This window comes from Streptosporangium minutum (genome assembly GCF_002149035.1).
Lineage (GTDB): Bacteria > Actinomycetota > Actinomycetes > Streptosporangiales > Streptosporangiaceae > Streptosporangium > Streptosporangium minutum.
This window is the reverse complement of sequence record NZ_NGFP01000003.1, coordinates 20,106-35,729: the sequence shown is the minus strand read 5'-3', so window position 1 is coordinate 35,729 and position 15,624 is coordinate 20,106. Positions and strand designations below refer to the sequence as shown.

Annotated in this window: 17 protein-coding genes; 13 read left to right on the top strand and 4 right to left on the bottom strand. The window is 70.5% G+C overall.

The window, feature by feature from the left end; all coding sequences use genetic code 11:
* Positions 1-6 precede the first annotated feature (6 nt).
* Positions 7-1,242, bottom strand: coding sequence for a cytochrome P450 family protein (locus CA984_RS49145; protein ID WP_207620627.1), 1,236 nt, complete (start codon positions 1,240-1,242; stop codon positions 7-9).
* A gap of 162 nt (positions 1,243-1,404) precedes the next feature.
* Positions 1,405-2,295, bottom strand: a complete 891-nt coding sequence (locus tag CA984_RS01080; RefSeq protein WP_086566865.1) for a peptidylprolyl isomerase — start codon at positions 2,293-2,295, stop codon at positions 1,405-1,407.
* A gap of 201 nt (positions 2,296-2,496) precedes the next feature.
* Between CA984_RS01080 and CA984_RS01075 the strand changes: the two genes are divergently transcribed.
* The 9 genes from CA984_RS01075 (at position 2,497) to CA984_RS01035 (ending at position 11,645) form a co-directional block, all read left to right on the top strand.
* On the top strand, positions 2,497-2,958 hold the full coding sequence (locus CA984_RS01075; protein WP_086566862.1) for a hypothetical protein: 462 nt from the start codon (positions 2,497-2,499) through the stop codon (positions 2,956-2,958).
* Positions 2,959-3,063: 105 nt separating this feature from the next.
* Entirely contained in the window at positions 3,064-4,374 is a 1,311-nt protein-coding gene (locus CA984_RS01070; protein WP_086566859.1) for a replication-associated recombination protein A, read from the top strand.
* Between the two features lie 227 nt (positions 4,375-4,601).
* On the top strand, positions 4,602-4,988 hold the full coding sequence (locus tag CA984_RS01065) for a DUF948 domain-containing protein (protein ID WP_031165734.1): 387 nt from the start codon (positions 4,602-4,604) through the stop codon (positions 4,986-4,988).
* Complete coding sequence (locus CA984_RS01060; protein ID WP_031165735.1) at positions 4,985-5,239, top strand: hypothetical protein; 255 nt, start codon at positions 4,985-4,987, stop codon at positions 5,237-5,239. The genes CA984_RS01065 and CA984_RS01060 overlap by 4 nt, the downstream gene beginning before the upstream one ends.
* A 1-nt stretch (position 5,240) precedes the next feature.
* On the top strand, positions 5,241-7,913 hold the full coding sequence (gene alaS / locus CA984_RS01055) for an alanine--tRNA ligase (protein ID WP_086566856.1): 2,673 nt from the start codon (positions 5,241-5,243) through the stop codon (positions 7,911-7,913).
* Positions 7,914-7,959: 46 nt separating this feature from the next.
* Positions 7,960-8,457: a Holliday junction resolvase RuvX gene (ruvX, locus tag CA984_RS01050; protein WP_086566983.1), complete on the top strand. Its 498-nt coding sequence runs from the start codon at positions 7,960-7,962 to the stop codon at positions 8,455-8,457.
* Positions 8,458-8,462: 5 nt separating this feature from the next.
* Complete coding sequence (gene mltG, locus CA984_RS01045) at positions 8,463-9,491, top strand: endolytic transglycosylase MltG (protein WP_086566853.1); 1,029 nt, start codon at positions 8,463-8,465, stop codon at positions 9,489-9,491.
* 163 nt (positions 9,492-9,654) lie between these two features.
* The gene (gene mltG, locus CA984_RS01040) at positions 9,655-10,821 is read left to right on the top strand and encodes an endolytic transglycosylase MltG (protein ID WP_086566850.1); all 1,167 of its coding nucleotides are present in this window, start codon (positions 9,655-9,657) and stop codon (positions 10,819-10,821) included.
* Positions 10,821-11,645: a shikimate dehydrogenase gene (locus CA984_RS01035; protein ID WP_086566847.1), complete on the top strand. Its 825-nt coding sequence runs from the start codon at positions 10,821-10,823 to the stop codon at positions 11,643-11,645. The genes mltG (CA984_RS01040) and CA984_RS01035 overlap by 1 nt, the downstream gene beginning before the upstream one ends.
* Here CA984_RS01035 and CA984_RS01030 read toward each other — a convergent pair.
* Together CA984_RS01030 and CA984_RS01025 are read right to left on the bottom strand one after the other, a co-directional pair.
* Positions 11,620-12,585, bottom strand: coding sequence for a hypothetical protein (locus CA984_RS01030; RefSeq protein ID WP_086566844.1), 966 nt, complete (start codon positions 12,583-12,585; stop codon positions 11,620-11,622). The two genes, CA984_RS01035 and CA984_RS01030, sit on opposite strands and share 26 nt — an antisense overlap.
* Complete coding sequence (locus tag CA984_RS01025) at positions 12,582-12,950, bottom strand: PadR family transcriptional regulator (protein ID WP_242675659.1); 369 nt, start codon at positions 12,948-12,950, stop codon at positions 12,582-12,584. Before CA984_RS01025 ends, CA984_RS01030 begins: the two co-directional genes overlap by 4 nt.
* A gap of 339 nt (positions 12,951-13,289) precedes the next feature.
* Here CA984_RS01025 and infC point away from each other — a divergent pair, with 339 nt between their 5' ends.
* From infC to CA984_RS01005, 4 genes are all read left to right on the top strand, one after another.
* Positions 13,290-13,958 carry a translation initiation factor IF-3 gene (gene infC, locus CA984_RS01020; protein ID WP_086566839.1) on the top strand — a complete coding sequence of 223 codons (669 nt, stop codon included), beginning with the start codon at positions 13,290-13,292 and terminating at the stop codon, positions 13,956-13,958.
* Positions 13,959-14,088: 130 nt separating this feature from the next.
* Positions 14,089-14,283: a 50S ribosomal protein L35 gene (gene rpmI, locus CA984_RS01015; protein WP_012892553.1), complete on the top strand. Its 195-nt coding sequence runs from the start codon at positions 14,089-14,091 to the stop codon at positions 14,281-14,283.
* 24 nt (positions 14,284-14,307) lie between these two features.
* Positions 14,308-14,691 (top strand): 50S ribosomal protein L20, encoded by a 384-nt coding sequence (rplT, locus tag CA984_RS01010; RefSeq protein WP_012892552.1) that lies wholly within the window; start codon positions 14,308-14,310, stop codon positions 14,689-14,691.
* A gap of 73 nt (positions 14,692-14,764) precedes the next feature.
* Positions 14,765-15,595, top strand: coding sequence for a TrmH family RNA methyltransferase (locus CA984_RS01005; protein ID WP_086566836.1), 831 nt, complete (start codon positions 14,765-14,767; stop codon positions 15,593-15,595).
* Positions 15,596-15,624 lie beyond the last annotated feature (29 nt).

Below are 15,624 nucleotides of genomic sequence, written 5' to 3'. Positions count from 1 at the left end.
CTGCGGCTAGAAGCGGACGGGCAGCGCCCGCAGCCCGCGGATCAGCGAGCCGTCCTGGCGCCAGGAGAGCTCGTCCGGCGGGCAGCCGAGGGCGATGTCCGGCAGGCGCCGCAGGAGCGTCCCGAAGGCGATCTGGGCCTCCAGGCGGGCCAGCGGAGCCCCCAGGCAGAAGTGGACGCCGTGACCGAAGGCCACGTGACGGTTGTCGGTCCGGGTGATGTCGAGGGTGTCCGGATCCTCGAACGCCCCGGGGTCGCGGTCCGCGGCGCCGAGGGAGACGTGGACCAGGCTGCGCTTGGGGATGTGGACGCCCGCGATCTCCAGGTCGTCGGTGGAGAAGCGGAAGGTGGCCCGCTCCACCGGGCCCTCGTAGCGCAGGAACTCCTCGATCGCCGAGGGCAGCAGCTCGGGCCGCTCCCGCAGCAGCCGGAGCTGGCCGGGGTTGGCGAGCAGGGCCAGCATGCCGTTGCCGATCAGGTTGACCGTGGTCTCGTGTCCGGCGATGAGCAGCAGCGTGAGCGTGGAGACCAGCTCGTTCTCGCTGAGCAGCTCCTCCTCGTCGCGGGCGACGACCAGCGCGCTGATCATGTCGTCGCGCGGCTCGGCCCGGCGCTCGGCGATGGTCTGGACGAAGTAGGCGCGGATGGCGGTGTTCGCCTCGACGCGGCGCAGGACCTGCTCGTCGTCGAACGGCGGGGTGATCAGGGTGGTCGACCACCGGCGGAAGTCGTCGCGGTCCTCGACGGGGACGCCCAGAAGCTCGCAGATCACCGTGATCGGCAGCGGGAAGGCGAAGTCGTCGAGCAGGTCGGCGTGGCCCTTGACGGCCATCGCGTCGATGAGACGGTCGGTGATCTCCTGGACCCGGGGACGCAGGCTCTCGGTCCGCCGCGGGGTGAAGGCCTTGGAGACCAGGCGGCGCAGCCGGGTGTGGTCCGGCGGGTCGCTGTTGAGCATGTTGTGGGCCAGGACCGGGTTGCCCTGGCCCAGGAGCGCGCGGAACGCCTCGGGCCCCTCGGACGGGTTCTTGCTCAGGCGCGGGTCGTTGAGGGCCCGGCGGCCGTGCTCGTAGTCGACCACCAGGAAGCCGTCGACGCCGGGCGGGAACTCGATCGGGTGGACCGGCCCCTTCTCCCGGAGCGCGGCGTAGGCGGCGTAGGGGTCCCTGCCGAACTCGGGATTTACCACGAACTCAACGGGTAGCTTCTCCGACATCCGGTCCCCCTCGGTGAGATGGATCACACTGCCTCTGCTCCAAGTGTGGCTCCGGCACTCCGGGGATCATCCGATTGTGATCGGGATCACAGTTCACGCGGCGGCCTCTCGGCCCGAGGGGGCGGCCTCCGCCGGAAAGGCGGACGCCCCGGCGGTCGACCGACCCCGGGGCGTCCGACCGGCACTCCGCTAGGTGAGCTTCACGTCCTTGATGATCACCGGGATCTTGGGGGCGCTGGAGCCGCCGTCACCGGTGATGTCGTCGGGGTTGGTGATCCACCCGCCCTTGTAGACCTTGTCGAGGATGTCCGCGCCCTTGGAGACGACGCCGAAGGGGGTGTACTCCGGGCCCAGCTGGGCGGTCTCGTCGCCGAGCGAGATCCAGAACTGGCTGCCGTTCTGGTTGACCGCCTCGGCGGGCTGGGCCATCGCGACCGTGCCCTTGGTGAAGGGGATACCGCCGAGGTTCTCGTCGTCGAAGACGTAACCCGAGCTGCCCTGGCCGTCGGTGGGGTTCTTGCCGTCGGCCTTGGCCTGCGGGTCGCCGCACTGGAGCAGGGCCAGGCCGGAGTTCTCCGGGGTGGCCAGGCGGTGGCACTTGGTGTTGTCGAAGAAGTTCTTCTTGGCGAGGAAGGCGAAGGAGTTCACCGTGCAGGGCGCCTGCGCCGTCGCCAGGTCGATCACGATGTCACCGTGGTTGGTGGTGATCGTCATGGCCTTCGGCTTCAGGTTGGGCTTACTCGGCGGCATGCCCACCTTCTTGGCCGGGCTGCCGCTGGTGTCCTTGCGGTAGGAGCAGCTCACCTTGGACGGGTCGACGGGGGCGCTGGGCGTCGCGGACGCCGTCGGCTCCGCGGCGGTCTCGGAGGGAGCGGGGGAGCTCGCGGCCGCGGGCTTGCCCTCGCCGTCGCCGCCTCCGAGCAGTGTCGTCGCGGCGATCAGGCCGCCCACGACGACGACCACCGCTGCGCCGGCTCCGATGAAGGTGTTCCGCTTCGTCTTGGTCGCCTGCTCAGCACGCTGGGCCTGGCGCTCTTTGTGCTCCCGCGCCAGCTGGCTCTGGCGGTCCTCGCCGCTCACCGGTATGTCCTCCAGGATTACTGTTACTTGACTGTCAACTGGCCGAAAGCGTACCGGCCTCAGCGTGTGCTGAATGTAAGTGACGGAATCCACCAGATGGGGCAGGTGTGAAAACTGCCCAGCATCTGGTGCATTTCGGAACCGTTCATGGTGAGATTCCGTACTTGGTGACGACGAGCCACGGATGACCGGAGCCCCCGCATGTTCGACGAGATCCTGGGCCTGCCCGCCCACCCGCTGATCATTCACGCCGCCGTGGTCCTGACGCCGCTCCTGGCCGTGCTGGCCGCCGTCCACGCGCTGGCGCCGCGCACGCGCGCCGTGCTGCACTGGGCGGTGACGGCACTCGCGGTGGCCGTCCCGGTCGCCGCCTTCGCGGCCAGGCAGAGCGGCGAGGCGCTGAAGGACAAGCGGTTCTCCTCGGTCGACGGCCCGCTCGGCCTGCGCATCGCCGAGCACGAGGGGTTCGCCACGCCGCTGCTGGCGGCCGCCCTCGCCCTGGGCGTGCTCTCGCTGGCACTCGTCCACGTCTCGCGGACAGAGCGGTACGGCCGCCCGGTGGGGCACGTCGTCTCGGCGCTCACCGTGGTCGCGGCCGTCGTGGCGGGCTACTACGTGCTGCGCGCCGGGCACAGCGGGGCGACGGCGGTCTGGGGGAGCTGACCGCCGGCGGCGGACTCTCCCGGACCGCCGGATCCCCGGCCCCACCGGGGACGGGGCCGCGGCGGGGTGGATCCGGGACGGGTGGCCTGACGGTACTGTCGGAGCGTGGACAGCCTGTTCGATTCCGCGGCGGAGGAAGCCCACCGCGGCCATGAGCCCCTGGCGGTGCGGATGCGCCCGCGCGGCCTCGACGAGGTGATAGGCCAGCGCCACCTGCTGGGCCCCGGCACGCCGCTGCGCAGGCTCGTCGAGGCCGAGGCGCCCATGTCGCTGTTCCTGTGGGGCCCGCCCGGCACCGGCAAGACCACCCTGGCCTACGTGGTCGCGGGCGTCACCGAGCGCCGCTTCGTCGAGGTCTCCGCGGTGTCCGCCGGCGTCAAGGAGGTCCGCGCGGCCATCGAGCAGGCCCGGCGCGAGCTGGGCATGTCCGGCCGCCAGACCGTGCTGTTCGTGGACGAGGTGCATCGCTTCAACAAGGCCCAGCAGGACGCCCTGCTGCCCGCCGTGGAGAACCGCTGGGTCACCTTCATCGGCGCCACCACCGAGAACCCGTTCTTCTCCGTCATCTCGCCGCTGCTGTCCCGCTCGCTCCTGCTGACCCTGGAGTCGCTGTCGGAGGACGACATCCGGATGGTGCTGGAGCGCGCCGTCGCCGACCCGCGCGGCCTGGACGGGAAGGCGAAGCTGGCGCCCGAAGCCGCCGAGCACCTGGTCCGGCTGGCCGGAGGAGACGCCCGCAGGTCGCTCACCTACCTGGAGGCCGCTTCACTGATCGCCGACGGCGAGATCACCGTCGAGGTGGTGGAGCGCGCGGTGGACAAGGCGGCCGTCCGCTACGACCGCCAGGGCGACCAGCACTACGACGTGATCAGCGGCTTCATCAAGAGCATGCGCGGCTCCGACGCCGACGCCGCGCTGCACTACCTCGCCCGCATGATCGAGGCGGGCGAGGACCCCCGTTTCATCGCCCGCAGGATCGTCGTCTTCGCCTCCGAGGACGTCGGCATGGCCGACCCGACGTGTCTGCAGGTCGCGGTGGCCGCGGCCCAGGCGGTGGAGTTCATCGGCCTGCCCGAGGGACGGCTCAACCTGGCCCAGGCGGTCATCCACTGCGCACTGGCCCCCAAGTCCAACGCGGTGATCAACGCCATCGGCGCGGCCTCCGAGGACGTACGGCGCGGCAGCATCGGCCACGTCCCCACCCACCTGCGCGACGCCCACTACGGCGGGGCCAAGAAGCTCGGCCACGGCAAGGGGTACAAATACCCCCACGACTTCGAGCACGGCCTGGTCCGCCAGGACTACGCCCCGGAGGAGCTCCGGGACCGCCGCTACTACCAGCCCACCCGCCACGGCGCCGAAGCGGCCTTCGCCGACCGCTGGTCCAAGATCCGCGCTTTCCTCCGCGGTCAGTAGCCGCTCCGGTCCGGCACCCCGGTGCCGGACCGTGCCGCGGCGGGTTTCCCGGCGGCTAGCCTGGGTACGCGCCCCGCGCGGACGAGGGCCCGGCGGTGACAACCGGCCTCGCGAGCTCTCCGGCCCGCCCGGAGGAGACGGCCGTCGTGCGGCGGCATGCCGGGGGAACAAGGCGGGACACGATAGGGTCTTGCCATTCCAGCCGGGTGAACTAAGGAGATCGGCGCATGCTTACCGCGGGAGAGGTCGCCGGGCTGATCGTGGCCACGGCATGGGCGGTGCTCGTCTGCTTCCTGGCCATGGTCCTGGTGAGGCTGGCCCGGCTGCTCACCGAGACCACCAAGATGGTCTCCGACCTGGGCGAGCGCGTGGTGCCGTTGCTGGAGGACGTCACGGCCACCGTTGGCGAGACCAACCGCCAGCTGATCGCCGTCGAGGCCATCGCCAAGGACGTCAAGCAGGTCAGCGGGCACGTCGCGAAGGTCAGCGACGTCACCCAGAGCCTGGTCACCGGGCCGTTGATCAAGGTTGCGGCACTGAGCCACGGCATCAGGCAGGCCCTGCACGTCCGTGGCAGATCGAACCTCCGGATGCTGGAGAGGCGGCGGCGATGATCCGGCGGCTGTTCTACATGTCCCTGGGCGCGTTCGGCGCGGTGTGGGTCATGCGTAAGCTGCAAGCACTGCATCCGAACCACCTGGCCCGGCGCGCCGTGCACAACGCCTCCGGTGCTCTGGACCAGATGCGGGAATTCGCCGGCGACGCCCTGGACGGCGCGGCCAAGAGGGAAACCGAGTTGCGATCCAGGTTCGGGCTCGACACTGTTGAGAACACCTATCACTACGACGTAAAGGATGGCCGCTGACATGGAGTCGGCAGAGATCGCCCGCCGCTTCCTGCGCTTCTTCGAGGAGCGTGGGCACACCGTCGTGCCCTCGGCCAGCCTGATCGCCGAGGACCCGACGCTGCTTCTGGTCCCCGCGGGCATGGTGCCGTTCAAGCCCTACTTCCTGGGACAGCAGAAGCCGCCCTTCAACCGGGCCACCAGCGTCCAGAAGTGCGTGCGCACCCCCGACATCGACGAGGTCGGCAAGACCACCAGGCACGCCACGTTCTTCCAGATGCTCGGCAACTTCTCCTTCGGCGACTACTTCAAGGAGCAGGCGATTCCGCTCGCCTGGGAGCTGCTGACCAAGCCCGAGTCCGAGGGCGGTTTCGGCTTCCCCGAGGAGCGGCTCTGGGTCACCGTCTACCAGGACGACGACGAGGCCTACGACATCTGGCACGAGAAGGTCGGCGTCCCGGCCGAGCGCATCCAGCGCCGCGGCCTGGAGGACAACTACTGGCACATGGGCGTCCCGGGTCCGGGCGGGCCGTGCAGCGAGATCTACTACGACCGCGGCCCCGAGTACGGCAGGGACGGCGGCCCCGTCGCCGACGAGAACCGCTACCTCGAGGTGTGGAACAACGTCTTCATGCAGTTCCAGCTCAGCGCGGTCCGCAGCAAGGTGGACTTCGACGTCGCCGGCGAGCTGCCCGCCAGGAGCGTCGACACCGGCATGGGCCTGGAGCGCATGGCGGCGATCCTGCAGGGCGTCGACAACATCTACGAGATCGACACCACCTACAAGATCCTCGACCGGGCCGCCGAGCTGACCAAGACGCGTTACGGCCGTGACGAGCGCGCCGACGTCTCGCTGCGGGTCATCGCCGACCACGTCCGGACCGGCGTGATGCTCGTCGCCGACGGCGTGCTGCCCTCCAACGAGGGGCGGGGCTACGTCCTGCGCCGCATCCTGCGCCGCGCCATCCGCAACCTGCGCCTGCTGGGCGCGGGCGAGGAGCGCTACATGCACGAGCTCACCGCGGTGACCATCGACGTGATGGGCGAGCAGTACCCCGAGCTCAAGGCCGACGCCCCGCAGATCCACGGCGTCATCGACGCCGAGGAGGCCTCGTTCCTGGGCACCCTCCGCACCGGCACCGCGATCTTCGACGTCGCCGTGGAGGAGACCAGGCGCAAGGGGCAGGGCACCCTCGCCGGGGATCAGGCCTTCCAGCTCCACGACACCTACGGCTTCCCGATCGACCTGACCCTGGAGATGGCCTCCGAGCAGGGGCTCAAGGTCGACGAAGAGGGCTTCCGCCGGTTGATGAAGGAGCAGCGCGACCGGGCCAAGGCCGACGCCGCCGCCAAGAAGACCGGCAACGCCGACATCTCGGTGTTCGGCCAGATCCTTGAGAAGACCGGCCGGGTGGAGTTCCTGGGCTACGACCAGGTGACCGCCGAGGCCGAGGTCATCGGCCTGCTCGTCGGCGGGGTCCCGGTCCCGGCCGCGGGCGCCAGCACCGAGGTCGAGGTCGTGCTGGGCCGTACCCCCTTCTACGCCGAGGGCGGTGGCCAGCTCGCCGACCAGGGGGTCATCCGCACCGACGGGGCCGAGGTCGAGATCGTGGACGTGCAGTCCCCGGTCTCCGGCGTCGTCGTCCACCGCGGGAAGGTCCGCGCCGGCGAGATCCGGGTGGGCGACCAGGCCCAGGCCGAGATCGACGTCGAGCGCCGCCGCGCCATCTCCCGCAGCCACACCGCCACCCACCTGGTGCACCGCGGCTTCCGCAACGCGCTGGGCGAGACGGCGGCGCAGGCCGGTTCGGAGAACTCGCCCGGCCGTTTCCGTTTCGACTTCACCGCCGCCGGCGCCGTGGCGCCCAGCATGCTCCGTGACGTCGAGGACGAGGTCAACGCCGTCCTGATCAACGACCTCACGGTCAACGCCTTCCACACCTCCCAGGCCGAGGCCCGGGCGATGGGCGCGCTGGCCCTGTTCGGCGAGAAGTACGGCGAGACCGTCCGCATCGTCGAGGTCGGCGACTACTCCCGTGAGCTCTGCGGCGGCACCCACGTCTCCAGCTCCGGCCAGCTCGGTCTGGTCAAGGTGCTGGGCGAGGCCTCGATCGGCGCCGGAGTGCGCCGGGTGGAGGCTCTGGTCGGCCTGGACGCCTTCCGCTTCCTGGCCCGCGAGAGCGTGCTCGTCGCCCAGCTGTCGGAGCAGCTCAAGGCGCGCCGCGAGGAGCTGCCGGAGCGGATCGACGGCATCGTGACCCGGCTGCGCACCGCGGAGAAGGAGCTGGACAAGCTCCGTTCCGCCCAGGTGCTCGCGGTGGCGGGCGAGATGGCCGCCTCCGCCCGCGACCTGCACGGAGTCTCCGTCGTGACGCGCCGCGCGCCTGATGGAACCTCCCCCGACGATCTGCGTAAGCTCGCCCTTGATGTGCGCGGCCGGTTCCCGGGTGAGCGGCCCGCGGTCGTCGTCGTGGCCGGTGTCCCCAGCGACCGGCCCGTCGTCGTCGCCGTGGTCAACGACGCGGGGCGCGGCCGGGGCCTGAAGGCGGGCCGGCTCGTCGGCGTCGCCGCCAAGGCGCTCGGCGGCGGCGGTGGCGGTAAGGATGACGTCGCCCAGGGCGGTGGAGCCCGCCCTGAGGCGATCGACGACGCGCTTGTCGCCGTCGAGCAGGCGATCGCGCAGACGGTCGTCTGACGATGGACGCCTGCGAGTCGGTGGCGGCTCGGAGGCGGGGATGATGATGAGAAACGGCATCCGGCTGGGCGTCGACGTCGGCTCGGTCCGCATCGGCGTGGCCCGCAGTGACCCTTCGGGACTGCTGGCCACGCCGGTGGAGACCGTACGGCGCGGCAGGGGCGATCTGGACCGGCTCGCGGAGATCGCGGCCGAGTACGAGGTCGTCGAGATCGTCGTCGGCCTGCCGACCTCGCTGTCCGGCCGCGAGGGGCAGGCGGCCGAGGCCGCCCGCGACTTCGCGACCCGGATCTCGCTGCGGCTGTCACCCATCCCCGTCCGGCTGTTCGACGAGCGGCTGACCACCGTCACCGCCCAGCAGGGCCTGCGGGCCAGCGGGGTCAAGGCCAAGAACCAGCGGGCCGTGGTGGACCAGGCGGCGGCCATCGTGCTGCTCCAGGCGGCCCTGGACGCCGAACGCGCAACCGGCAGGCCCCCGGGCAGGGCGCTCGCCCCGCCGGGCGGGCAGCCCGGCGGGGAGCCAGGTGGCGGGGCCGCCCGGTGAGCCGCATGCGGCCGCTTTGGCTGCTGGCGGGCGGGACGGTCGTAACCGCCCTGATGGTGGGCGCCGGCGGATACGTCCTGGTCAAGCCGTACCTGATGCCTCCGGACTTCGAGGGGCCCGGCTCGGGCACGGTCACCGTCACGATCGACGAAGGCGCGACCGCCGGTGAGATCGCCTCTGTCCTGGCCGGAGCCGGGGTGGTGGCCAGTGCCCGCTCGTTCATCCTGGTGACCCAGGAGCAGGCGAGGGAGAGCAGCCTGCGGCCCGGCCGCTTCAGGCTCCGCAGGGGCATGTCGGCCGCCGAGGCCCTCGGACTGCTGACCGCGCCCGAGTCCCGGCTGGTGCGGCGGGTGGTCGTCCCTGAGGGGCTGCGCCTGCCCGAGCTGCTCGACAGGCTCGCCGCGGGCACCGGAATGCGGCGGGCCGGCTTCGCCAGGGCCGCGGCGGACCGCGAGAGACTCGGACTGCCCTCCTACGCCGGGAGCGCCGAGGGGTTCCTGTTCCCGGCCACCTACGAGGTGGAGCCCGGCATGACGCCGGAGGACGTGCTCGCGGCGATGGTGGAACGTTACAAACGCGCCGCGGCCGAGCTGCACCTAGAGGCGCGGGCCGCCAGAAGGCGCCTGACGCCCTTGGAGGTCGTCACGGTGGCAAGCATCCTGCAGGCCGAGGGCGGGCGGGACGCGGACTATCCGAAGATCGCTAGAGTGATCTACAACCGGATCAAGGCGGGGACGCCGCTCCAGCTCGACACCACGGTGCTCTACGCACAGAGGCGCAGGACCCTCAGAGTGACGGACAAGGACACCGAGGTGAGATCGCCGTACAACACCTACCTGAGGCGTGGCGTGCCGCCGGGGCCCATCGCGAATCCGGGAGAGAAGGCGTTACATGCGGCTCTCCACCCAGACCAAGGAGATTGGCTCTGGTTTGTCACAATCGATCCGGAGCATAGAATCACGAAATTCACTGACAAAGAGAGTGAGTTCGTGAGATACCGGGAAGACCTAAACAGCTACCTCGGGACGCGTTGATGCCCGGCGGAACACCCCCCGTTCCGCCGCGTGCGGCGACTCGCATCGAGAGGCCAGGAAAAGGCGCCCGGCGGACCGGGACGTCTGGCATGGTGTCCCCCCTCGGTTCGGCATACCCGCTTGACGGCAGGCCGCCTCTACCGGGAGATTGGCGGGCGACTCTATGAACGATCTCGATATGGACTTCCTGGTCGGCGACGACGACGATGGCAGGTCGCGGCGCGGCTCACGCACATCTCCAGGCTCCGGCAGCCGGCGAGGACGCCGCCGCCGGCGCCGCCGCAACCGGGGTGGCTTCCTCGCCCCGATGCTCGCGGCCATCGTCCTGCTGGGCGGTGTCGGCGCCGGAGGCTTCTACGGCTACACCTGGCTGCGCGACGCGATGACCGTCGAGGACTACACCGGAGAGGGCGCCGGCGAGGTCGTCGTGGAGATCAAGACCGGGCAGAGCGCCTCGGACGTCGCCCGGACCCTGCAGGAGCAGGGGGTGGTCAAGAGCGCCGAGGCGTTCGTCGACGCCGCCGCCGCCGCGGACATGAGCGCCTCCCTGCAGCCGGGCGAATACACCCTGCGCAAGCAGATGTCGGCCGCCGCCGCGGTCAAGCTGCTCGACCCGGACAAGCGGCTGCGGGAGACGGTGACCCTCAAGGAGGGCCTGCGCCTCTCCGACACCCTGACGCAGCTCGCCAAGCAGACCGGCAAGCCGCTCAGGGAGTTCCAGCGGGCGGCCAGGGACGGCAAGGCGCTCGGCCTGCCCTCCTACGCCAGGGGCAGGCTGGAGGGCTACGCCTTCCCCGCCACCTACGAGATCTCCCCCAAGATGGGGGCCGCCGAGATCCTGACCGCCATGGTCGACCGCTTCCACCAGACCGCCGGTAAGGACGGGCTGGAGAAGGAGGCCAAGGCCCTCGGCCACACCCCGCACGAGATCATGACGATCGCCAGCATCGTCCAGGCCGAGTCCGGCAGCGTCGAGGACATGGGCAAGGTGGCCCGCGTCATCTACAACCGCCTCGACGGCAATCCGCCGCGCAAGCTGGAGATGGACAGCACGGTGATGTACGGGCTGAACAAGTACGGCGTCGCGGCGACCAACGCCGACCTCGAGAGCAATTCGCCCTACAACACCTACACGCGGGAGGGCCTGCCTCCGGGACCGATCGCCAACCCCGGCGACCACGCCATCCAGGCGGCGCTCAACCCCACCAAGGGCGACTGGATCTTCTTCGTGACCACCGACACCAAGCGCGGCATCACCAAGTTCACCGCATCCGAGGCCGAGTTCTTCAGGTTCAAGGCGGAGTTCGAGAAGAACCGGGCGGGCGGGTGATGAGAGCGGCGGTGCTCGGGTCGCCCATCGTCCACTCGCTCTCGCCCCACCTGCACCGGGCCGCCTACGAGGGCCTCGGCCTGCACGACTGGCGCTACGAGGCGATCGAGTGCGACGAGGCAGGGCTGCCCGGCCTGATCGGCGGACTCGGCCCGGAGTGGGCGGGGCTGTCGCTGACCATGCCGCTCAAGCGGGCCGTGCTGCCGCTGCTCGACACCGTCTCCGACCTCGCGGTGGCGGTGGGCGGGGCCAACACCGTGATCTTCTCGGACGGCGCCCGCCACGGCGAGAACACCGACGTCCACGGCATCGTCCGGGCGCTCGCGGAGGCGGGCGTGGCGCCGCCCCGGGCGGCGACGGTCCTGGGCGGCGGGGCGACGGCGGCCTCCGCGCTGGCCGCGCTCCGCGAGCTGGGCCTGCGCGAGGCGAACCTGGTGGTCCGCGACCCGGACCGGGCAGGGGAGACCGCCGCGGTGGCCGAGCGGCTGGGCACGGCCCTGACGGTCCAGACTTTCGACAAGCTCGACACCGTCCTGGACGTGGACCTGGTCGTCTCGACCCTGCCGGCGGGAGCCGCCGACGGTCTGGCCGTCCTGGTGGCCGGGGTGCCGGCCCTCTTCGACGTGGTCTACGCGCCGTGGCCCACCCGCCTGGCCGCGGCCGTGGCCGGGCGGGGCGGGACCGTGATCGGCGGCTTCCCCATGCTCCTGCATCAGGCGGTCCGGCAGGTCGAGCTGATGACCGGCCGGAGCGACGTGCCGGTGGAGGCGATGCGCGCGGCGGGCAAGGCCGAGATCGTCAGACGAGTCGCTCCGGAGAGCTGACCGTCCCGGTGCCGTAGGGGCGGAAACCGCGCCGGGCCACGGTGAAGAACATGGCCACGAGAAGCATCTGCAGCAGAAAGTGCGGCCATGCGCCCCTGAGCGGCCCGTCCAGCAGTCCCATGCCGTAGAGCTGTGCGAGTAACGGGACCATGAGCAGGATGGCGCGGCGGCCGACGGGGGTCCGGCTGGCCACGCCACAGGCCATCGCGATCAGGGTCAGGTCGACCCTGAGCCCGTCCGGGTTGTCGAGCGGGAAGAGGTAGGTGAAGACGTTGAGGGCGGCGAGCAACAGGACCGCGGCGACGCTCCAGTGGAGCAGTCGCCGGTGGCCGATCAACGCCGCTCCCTCGGCCGGCCGGGGCGCAAGGGTCAGCAGGAGGGCGACGACACAGTTGGGGAAGGCCTGGAGCGCCACGTCGCCGGGGGTCAACGGGTGCACCGAAGGGTCGTCCGGGCCCACGTGCTTTATGATCTCCATGGTCGACACGGTGTAGATGGCGCTCTCCGCCACCGCCCAGATCCAGGCACCGGCGGCCGCCCAGCGTGAGCCCCGTAGCGCCAGGCCGAGGATCAACGGGTAGGGCAGCAGTTGCACCACGATGAGTACGACTTGGAGAAAGCCCATCGGCTCCCACGTGCCCGGCCACAAGACCAGCGCTGAGCTGCTGAGCGACAGGACGAGCAGGTAGAGCGGGGCGACGATCGCGGCGGTGTTCAGTGCGTCGCGCCAGTGCGCGGCGGCCTCGGGGCCGAGGGAGCGCTGGAGGCGGATGAGGATCCCGCCTTTGACCACGTCGAACACCTCATGTGGATTTGGGCGCTCGCGGCCCGGCCCGGCTGCGGCGAGCATCACGCCGATCATCTCCTCCTCGTGGCGGGCCCTGTGCTCGCGGGGGTAGCAGGCCAGGAGCCTGCGGTAGCGCGCCTCCAGAGAGCTCACGCCGCACCTCCGGCGAGGCCGCGGCGGAACAGCGCCCCACCGGCGGGGCGGACGCGCAGGCGCGTGGTGGCCGCCTCGGCGTGCCGGCGCAGCCGTTCGGCCTCGGCGGCCAGGCGGCCGGCGCCGTCGCCGGTCAGCCGGTAGTAGCGCCGCAGGCGGCCGTCCACCACCTCCTCGCGGTCGGCGGAGACCAGGCCCTCGGACTGGAGACGGTCAAGGGCGGCGTAGAGGGTGCCCGCGCGCAGGCGCACCCGGCCGCCGGAGATCTCCTGGACGTCGTTGATCACGCCGTAGCCGTGCTGGGGCCCGGCGGCCAGGGCCGTGAGGATCAGGAACGTGGGTTCCTGCATCGATCGTTCGCTCATACCTCCGTTATATACAGATCATCGGCATGTCGCGCAACGGGCGTGCGAGACGCGGCTCCTGCGGGGATGTCGCGGGATGATTCAGTGGACGTGGGTGGTTGTGGTAATGTAACTACTCGATCGGTCCGGCGTGCCTGCTGGACGCGCAAGCGGAGGGTCACCTCCCACCTGGTCGACCGCGAGGTCGGCAGGTCAAGGATCACACCGGGTAACTCCGGAGGGCTTACGGCGTCAAAGCTGATGAGCTCATGTGGCCCCGCATGCGCGACGTGCGGGGCATTTCGTGTATCCAGACCTGCAAAATGGCCTGCGTTCCGCGACCTCCCGGCACGATCGAGCATGTGGCAGCCGCCCGCAAAGACGGCGGCGGATCGCAACCTAGGAGGCCCCATCAGCGCCGAGCCCCGCATCAACGACCGTATTCGCGTCCCCGAGGTCCGCCTCGTCGGCCCGAACGGCGAACAGGTTGGCATCGTCTCCATCGGCGATGCTCTGAAGCTGGCTCAGGAGTCCGACCTCGACCTCGTAGAGGTCGCGGCCACGGCTCGCCCGCCCGTGTGCAAGCTCATGGACTACGGCAAGTTCAAGTACGAGTCCGCGATGAAGGCACGTGAGGCGCGGCGTAACCAGGCGTACACGATCATCAAGGAGATCAAGCTCCGGCCGAAGATCGACCCGCACGACTACGAGACCAAGAAGGGTCACGTGGTGCGGTTCCTCAAGGCGGGGGACAAGGTCAAGGTCACGATCATGTTCCGCGGGCGGGAGCAGTCCCGGCCCGAGCTCGGCTTCCGGCTCCTGCAGCGCCTGGCGGAGGACGTCACGGACCTCGGTTTCGTGGAGTCCCAGCCCAAGCAGGACGGCCGAAACATGATCATGGTGATCGGCCCGCACAAGAAGAAGGCCGAGGCCAAGGCCGAGAAGGCGGCGGCCAAGGCGCGGCGTGACGAGGACCCCGTGGAGGAACAGGCGCCCGTCGGCGACGAGGTGGCCGCTCCGCAGGAGTGACTCGCATAGCCTGAACCGTCAGGTAGTCGCGAGATTAAGCCGAGACCGGGTCCGGTCTCGCAGTCAGGCATGCCCTTGACTTGGGTTACCGGCCCGGGACATCGGCACGATCGAGGGAGAGACGGCTGAGATGCCGAAGATGAAGACGCACAGCGGTGCGAAGAAGCGATTCCGGCTCACCGGCACCGGCAAGATCAAGCGTCGCCGTGCCAACCGCGCGCACTACAACGAGTGGAAGTCCTCCACCTTGACGCGTCGTCTCAAGTCCGAGGTCGTGCTCTCCGATGCCGACGCCAAGAAGATCAAGAAGCTGCTCGCTAAGTAACGGCCCCCGGGGAGATAGATACACATGGCACGCGTGAAGCGGGCGATCAACGCCAAGAAGAAGCGCAAGGTCGTTCTTGAGCGGGCGAAGGGCTACCGGGGCCAGCGGTCCAGGCTGTACCGCAAGGCCAAGGAGCAGATGCTCCACTCGATGACCTATGCCTACCGCGACCGCAAGGACCGCAAGGGCACCTTCCGCCGTCTCTGGATCCAGCGCATCAACGCCGCTGCCCGCCAGAACGGCATCACCTACAACCGGCTCATCCAGGGTCTGCGCCTGGCCTCCATCGAGGTCGACCGCAAGATCCTCGCCGACCTCGCGGTCAACGACGCCGCCACGTTCGCGACGCTGGTCGAGGCCGCCAAGAAGGCGCTCCCGGCCGACGTGAACGCGCCGGTCGCCGGCTGAATCCGGCACTGACGAGCGTGCGGCCCACAGCGATCCCGCTGTGGGCCGCATTCGCATTCTTGGGGGGACAGGCATGGCCGGATCTGAGCTGACCAACATCAAGTCGCCGAGGGTCAAAGCCGTGCGGCGGCTGACCAAACGGGCCTTCAGGGACCGTGACCGCTCCTTCCTGGCAGAGGGGCCCCAGGCGGTCCGTGAGGCGCTGGCGCTGGAGGGCGTCGTGGTGGAGCTGTTCGCCACGGCCGAGGCCGAGCAGCGGCACGCCGACATCGTCGCCGCGGCCACCGCCGCGGGGCTGGCCGTCCACCGGGCCAGCGGAGAGGTCATGGCCGAGCTCGCCCAGACCGTCACGCCGCAGGGGCTGCTGGCCGTGTGCCGGTTCGTGCACGTGCCCCTGGACGGAGCCGTCACCGCCGACGCCAGGCTGGTGGCCGTGCTCGCCCACGTCCGGGACCCGGGCAACGCCGGGACCGTGCTGCGCACCGCCGACGCGGCCGGCGCCGACGCGGTCGTCTTCACCGACGCCTCGGTGGACCCCTACAACGGCAAGTGCGTCCGCGCCAGCGCCGGCAGCCTGTTCCATCTGCCCGTCACCACGGAGGCCCCGGTGGCGCAGGCCGTACAGCGGCTCAAGGACGCCGGGCTGCGGGTGCTCGCCGCCGACGGCGCGGGCAAGCAGACGCTGGACGACGTGGATCTGTCCGGCCCGACCGCCTGGATCTTCGGCAACGAGGCCTGGGGACTGCCGGAGGAGATCCTGCGGCTGGCCGACGAGGTGGTCCGGGTGCCGATCTACGGACGGGCGGAGAGTCTCAACCTCGCGACCGCCGCCGCGGTGTGTCTGTACGCATCTGCCCGATCTCAGCGGGCCGGTTCCCCGAGCCCCGCTCCGAGGCTGCCGTAGAACGCGGGAAACCCGCTATTGTCGGCGTT

Bases quoted from the DNA above. Each gene is read 5' to 3' on its own strand.
- CA984_RS01075 (WP_086566862.1), top strand. From the start codon at position 2,497: ATGTTCGACGAGATCCTGGGCCTGCCCGCCCACCCGCTGATCATTCAC.
- CA984_RS01065 (WP_031165734.1), top strand. From the start codon at position 4,602: ATGCTTACCGCGGGAGAGGTCGCCGGGCTGATCGTGGCCACGGCATGG.
- CA984_RS01060 (WP_031165735.1), top strand. From the start codon at position 4,985: ATGATCCGGCGGCTGTTCTACATGTCCCTGGGCGCGTTCGGCGCGGTG.
- alaS (WP_086566856.1), top strand. From the start codon at position 5,241: ATGGAGTCGGCAGAGATCGCCCGCCGCTTCCTGCGCTTCTTCGAGGAG.
- ruvX (WP_086566983.1), top strand. From the start codon at position 7,960: ATGAGAAACGGCATCCGGCTGGGCGTCGACGTCGGCTCGGTCCGCATC.
- mltG (WP_086566853.1), top strand. From the start codon at position 8,463: ATGCGGCCGCTTTGGCTGCTGGCGGGCGGGACGGTCGTAACCGCCCTG.
- mltG (WP_086566850.1), top strand. From the start codon at position 9,655: ATGAACGATCTCGATATGGACTTCCTGGTCGGCGACGACGACGATGGC.
- CA984_RS01035 (WP_086566847.1), top strand. From the start codon at position 10,821: ATGAGAGCGGCGGTGCTCGGGTCGCCCATCGTCCACTCGCTCTCGCCC.
- CA984_RS01025 (WP_242675659.1), bottom strand. From the start codon at position 12,950: ATGAGCGAACGATCGATGCAGGAACCCACGTTCCTGATCCTCACGGCC.
- infC (WP_086566839.1), top strand. From the start codon at position 13,290: ATGTGGCAGCCGCCCGCAAAGACGGCGGCGGATCGCAACCTAGGAGGC.
- rpmI (WP_012892553.1), top strand. From the start codon at position 14,089: ATGCCGAAGATGAAGACGCACAGCGGTGCGAAGAAGCGATTCCGGCTC.
- rplT (WP_012892552.1), top strand. From the start codon at position 14,308: ATGGCACGCGTGAAGCGGGCGATCAACGCCAAGAAGAAGCGCAAGGTC.
- CA984_RS01005 (WP_086566836.1), top strand. From the start codon at position 14,765: ATGGCCGGATCTGAGCTGACCAACATCAAGTCGCCGAGGGTCAAAGCC.